Below are 5,456 nucleotides of genomic sequence, written 5' to 3'. Positions count from 1 at the left end.
ACCGGGGCCGCCGGCGGCCCCGCGGGTGCGGGGTCGCTCCGGCTCGTCGCGGTCACCTGCATCGGTCAGTTCTGCTCCGCGGCGACGATGATGTCCGGGACCACGTTGTCGAGCGCCCAGGGCAGGCTGAGCGGCGACGCCGCCGAGATGGACAGCACCTGCTGCTCGTCGGTCTGCACCACCATCCGGCCCGCCTCGACCGCGGGGATGCGACCCAGCAGCGGGTCCGCCTCGATCGCGGCGCGCACGTCGGGCGACGCCGCGTAGGTGACCAGGATGTCCGAGACGAGCTCGTCGGCCCGCTCGGGTGACCAGGTGACGGCGAACTGGTCGGCGGCGCCGGTCGAGGCCTCGGAGACGACGGGGGCCTGCACCATCCCCAGCTGCTCGAGGAATCGCGGTCGGTTGTCCACGTCGGTGAACGCGTAGATCTTCTCGGCCGCGTCGGGATCCACCGTGCCGTAGATGAAGGTCGTCCCCCGGACGCCCGGGTGATCGTCGGCGACCTGGGCGATCCGGTCCTCCACCTCGTCGATGAGCTCCTCCGCCCGCTCCGAGCGGCCGAGCGCCTCGCCGATGAGGCGGGTCGAGTCCTGCCAGGGCGTACCGAAGGCCACGTCGCCCTCGGGCATCGCGATGGTGGGGGCGATCGTGGACAGGGTCTCGTACTCCTCGGCGGTCATCCCGGAGTAGGCACCCAGGATGACGTCGGGTTGGAGCGCGGCGATGGCCTCGGTGTTGATGCCGTCCGTCTCCGAGTACAACTCCGGCATCTCGCCGCCCACCGACTCCAGTTCGGCGTCGAACCAGTCGGTGGATCCACCGGCGTTGCCGCCGAACGAGTTCCGCGGCATGCCCACCGGAACCACTCCCAGCGCCAGCGAGACATCCGCGTTGACCCAGGAGATCGTGGCCACCCGCTGGGGCGGTTCGGTGATCTCCGTCTGCCCGTACGCGTGGGTGATGGTGCGGGGGAACTCCCCGTCGCGCTCGACGTCGGTCGCCGTGGCCGGGTCCTGCGATCCACCCACCGAGCCCGTCGTGCACCCGGCCAACACCGCCAGTGTCGCGAGGAGCGCGGCCAGGAGCAGCACGACCCGTGCGCGATCGGGGGCGTCGACCGCACGGACACGGGATCGGACGGTGAGTGGACTCATGGGGTCTCCGATGGGATCAAAGCCGCTTAGGCTTGGCTTACCTTATCGGGGCAACAGTAGAGCGACGATGCGCCGAAACGCAAGACCGTACTCCCACATTCCCACTTCGCCTGGGGCACAACATGGTTCATTTCGCCCTAGTGTTGATAAGGCAAGCCTACCCTCATAACGTTCGCCGGTACCTACGTCCCCGATCAGTTCGGAGCACCCGTGAACGAACACCTGTTGAGCCACCGGAGCAGGAAGGACCACGCCGCCGCCCTGGCCGCGGCGACCGCCGAGGTCGGTCGATACCTCGACGGTCGTACCACCCCGCGCTCGTCCGCAGCGCCCGCGCATCTCGCGTCACAGACCGCGGCGGTGGATCTGTCGACCCCGCTGGGGACGCTCGACAAGGCCCTGGTGGAGGTGCGTGCGCTCTACCTCGACCACGCCGTGGGGTACCACCACCCCCGCTACCTCTCGCACCTCAACTGTCCGGTCACGATCCCCGCGCTGGCCGCCGAGACGCTCGCCACCTCCGTCAACACCGCGGTGGAGACGTGGGACCAGGGCACCTCGGCGTGCCTGATCGAGCAGAGACTCGTCGACTGGGTCGCCGACCTGATCGAGTTCGACAGGCCGGATCGGGTCACGCCGGACGGCGTCTTCACCACCGGCGGATCGCAGTCCAACCTCCAGGGGCTGTTCACCGCTCGCGAGGATCGACTCTCCCGCCCCGGCCCCGGGGGGACCACGCCCGCGGACCGTTGCGCCCGTCTGTCCCGACTGCGGATCGTCACCGGCGAGCACGCCCATCTCAGCGTGGTCAAGGCCGCGCGTCTACTCGGCCTGGCGCCGGACGCGGTGATCGTCCTCCCCGGGGACGGCGACCGCATGGACCCCGCCACCCTCGACCGCGCCCTGGCATCCGTGGCGGACGCCGGTGACGAGGTCGCGGCCGTCGTCGCCCTGGCCGGCACCACCGACCACGGCGCGATCGACCCGTTGCGTGAGATCGGACTGGTCTGTCGCCGTCACGACGTCTGGTTGCACGTGGACGCCGCCTACGGCGGCGGGTTGCTGGTCTCCCCCACCCGCCGCGATCTCCTCGACGGGATCGGGCTGGCCGACTCGGTGACCGTCGACTTCCACAAGACCTTCTTCCTGCCGGTGGCCGCATCCGCTCTTCTCCTGCGGGACGGCTCCGGCTTCCGCCACTCCACCGTCAGCGCCGACTACCTCAACCCCGCGGACGGTGACGATCACGCCGTGGACAAGTCCCTGCAGACCACCCGCCGCTTCGACGCCTTGAAGCTCTGGATGACGCTGCGCGTACTCGGCGCCGACGGGATCGGCCGCATGCTCGACGACGCGATCGACGTGGCCCGGCGGATCGGTTGGACCATCGACTCCGAGCCCGACCTCGAGCTGGTTCGAAGGCCGGCACTGTCGACCGTCCTCTTCCGCCCCCGGCCCGAGGGGTGTGACCCCGACGAGTCCGACGCCCTGGTCCGTCCCGTCAGGGACGCGCTGTTCGCCGAGGGACGGTCGGTGGTCGCGGCGACGGTGGTGGACGGCAGACCGTGCCTCAAACTCACGATCCTGGACCCGGAGCTGTCCGACCGGGACGTGGCGGCCGTGCTCGCCGACGTCCGCGAGGCCGCCCGGTACCTGGCCGAGGGGATGCGCCAGGCCACCACCGCGGGGGTGATGTCATGAGCGGGAAGATCCACGACCTGCTGGGGGTGGGCATCGGTCCGTTCAACCTCGGGCTGGCGTGCCTCGCCGAACCGCTGGAGATCGACGCCGTCTTCCTCGACTCCCGCGAGGGCTTCGCGTGGCACCACGGACTCATGTTCGACGACGCGACCATCCAGGTGCCCTTCCTGGCCGATCTGGTCACGCTGGCCGACCCCACCTCTCCGTACTCGTTCCTGTCCTATCTCAAACAGGTGGGCCGGTTGTATCCGTTCTACATCCGCGAGAACTTCCAGCCCCTGCGCGCGGAGTACGACGCGTACTGTCGCTGGGCCTCCGAGCGGGTGGGTGGACTCCGGTGGGGACGGCAGGTGGTGGACGTCCGGCGCGAGGCGGCACAGGGCGCCGGGGGCGGGCCGGACGGGGGGAACGGAGGGACCGACGACGACGAGGACGGGCCCGTCTACCGGGTCACCGCGATCACCTCCGACGGCACGGAGACCTACCGCGCCCGGCACCTCGCACTGGGGATCGGCACCACCCCGTGGTCGCCTGTCGACACGGACTCGCTCGACGGCGCCTCCCCACACGCGGGCCGACGGGTCGCGCTGCACGCTGCCGACTACCTGCACCGGCGCGAGGAGCTGCTCGGGTTGGACTCGGTGACCGTCGTGGGCAGCGGCCAGTCGGCCGCCGAGATCTTCCACGACCTGGTGGCGACGTCCGGGCACTCCGGCCCCCGCGTGGACTGGATTACCCGGTCCCCCCGGTTCTTCCCCATGGAGTACACCAGGCTCACCCTGGAGATGACCTCCCCGGAGTACATCGACCACTTCCACGGTCTCGACGCCGGCACCCGGGACCGGTTGCTGCGCGAGCAACGGTCCCTCTACAAGGGCATCGACGCCGAGTTGATCAACGAGATCCACGATCTTCTCTACCGCCGGTCCGCCCACGGACTGGACACCGGGTTGCTGGTGGCCGCGACCGCCCTGGACGGGGCCACCGTAGACGAGTCAGGGATCCGCCTGGAACTGCACTGCAACGACACCGGCCGGGCCTGGCAACACCACACGGACGGTCTGGTGATGGCCACCGGCTACTCCGCCACCGCTCCGCGGTTCCTCGACGGGATCGCCTCGGAGATCGACTGGGAGGACCCCGGACCCGGGCGGGCCGGCGCGGGCAGGCCCCGTCGCTACCGCGTGGCCCGCGACCACACCATCGACCTGGCCCATCGGCGTGTCCATGTGCAGAACGCCGAGGAGCACACCCACGGGCTCAGCGCCCCGGACCTGGGGATGGGGGCGATGCGCAACAGCATCATCCTGCGGTCCGTCACCGGTCACGAGGTCTACCCCGTCGAATCACGCATCGCGTTCCAGCGGTTCGGCGCCCCGGCCCGCGAGTCCTGCCCCACCCGGGAGACCGATCCGACCCGAGCCGGGACGTCCGCCGTGCGCCACTCCCCCGCCGACCAGCAGGCCCAGGAGGCCCGATGAACCATCACACCGTCAGTACCCCCGCCGGGCTCGTCTCGCTCTCTTCCCTCTCCACGGACGCCGATACCGTCGGGACCCTCCACGCCTGGCTCTCGCACCCCGGGTCGGCGTACTGGGGCATGCGGCACATGGCGCCCGAGCAGATCTCGGCGTTCTTCCGCGACTGGCAGAGCAGCCCACACCGGCAGGTCCACATGGTGCGCATCGACGGACTGCGAGTGGGGTTGGCGGTGTACTACGACCCGGCCGCGGTCGAGCTCGACGGCTCGTACCCGCACGAACCCGGGGACCTGGGTATGCACCTGCTGGTCGCCCCCTCGCGGACGCCCGTGCCGGGCACCACGGCCGCCGTGATCGGCGCGATCTGCGAGACCGCCTTCGGTCCGCTGGGCGCCCGACGCGTGGTGGTGGAGCCGGACATCCGCAACACCGCCGTGCACCGACTCAACGCCCGTGCCGGCTTCCGGGAGGGCGGGGCGGTGGAACTCGCCGACAAGACCGCCCTGCTCTCCTTCTGCGACGTCGGGGACTTCCGGGCCTCCGAGATCGGCCGGACCACACGGGCCGTGTCGTCGTCACCCCCGTCGTCCGGTGCCGTGCCCCACGCGCACCTCACCGGTCACGCGATGCGGCGGGCCCACCGTCACCTGTGCGCCAAGGCCCTGGCCGAGTTCTCCCACGAGCGACTCGTCTCGCCTCAGCCCACCGCAGACCCGGACATGTACGAGGTGCGCGCGGGTGAGGAGAGGTGGCTGTTCCGCGGGCGGGTGCTGCCCCTGGAGCACTGGGTGGTGGACGAGGGTTCGCTGCGCCGGGAGGTCGCCGGCGAGCCGGTCGAACCCGACGCCCCGGCCCTCATCACCGCGCTGGCCCCGGTGCTCGGTATCCCCGCGTCACTCGTCGGCGTCTATCTGGAGGAGATCGCCGCGACCCTCGGGTCCGCCGCGTTCTGTCTGCACCACCGCGCCCGCCCCGTGCAGGAACTGGCCGGTGCCGACCTGCAGGAGGTCGAGGCCGCGATGACCGAGGGGCACCCGGGCTTCGTGGCCAACAACGGGCGCATCGGACTGGGGCTGACCGACCGACACCGCTACACCCCGGAGGCTCCCGCGACGGT

The 5,456-nt window shown here is 70.8% G+C and carries 4 protein-coding genes; 3 read left to right on the top strand and 1 reads right to left on the bottom strand.

Annotation, left to right across the window (positions count from 1 at the left end; all coding sequences use genetic code 11):
• Positions 1–65 precede the first annotated feature (65 nt).
• Positions 66–1,157 (bottom strand): iron-siderophore ABC transporter substrate-binding protein, encoded by a 1,092-nt coding sequence (locus G6018_RS11300; protein ID WP_182639638.1) that lies wholly within the window; start codon positions 1,155–1,157, stop codon positions 66–68.
• A gap of 210 nt (positions 1,158–1,367) precedes the next feature.
• Between G6018_RS11300 and G6018_RS11295 the strand changes: the two genes are divergently transcribed.
• The 3 genes from G6018_RS11295 to G6018_RS11285 all read left to right on the top strand — a co-directional run.
• Positions 1,368–2,858 carry a pyridoxal-dependent decarboxylase gene (locus G6018_RS11295; protein ID WP_182639637.1) on the top strand — a complete coding sequence of 497 codons (1,491 nt, stop codon included), beginning with the start codon at positions 1,368–1,370 and terminating at the stop codon, positions 2,856–2,858.
• On the top strand, positions 2,855–4,339 hold the full coding sequence (locus G6018_RS11290; protein ID WP_182639636.1) for a SidA/IucD/PvdA family monooxygenase: 1,485 nt from the start codon (positions 2,855–2,857) through the stop codon (positions 4,337–4,339). The genes G6018_RS11295 and G6018_RS11290 overlap by 4 nt, the downstream gene beginning before the upstream one ends.
• A partial coding sequence (locus G6018_RS11285; protein ID WP_182639635.1) for a GNAT family N-acetyltransferase occupies positions 4,336–5,456 on the top strand: 1,121 nt, incomplete at its 3' end. The genes G6018_RS11290 and G6018_RS11285, both read left to right, overlap by 4 nt.

Origin of the sequence: Dietzia sp. DQ11-44 (assembly GCF_014145205.1) — a bacterium.
GTDB lineage: Bacteria > Actinomycetota > Actinomycetes > Mycobacteriales > Mycobacteriaceae > Dietzia > Dietzia natronolimnaea.
This window is presented reverse-complemented; position numbering and strand designations above follow the sequence as displayed.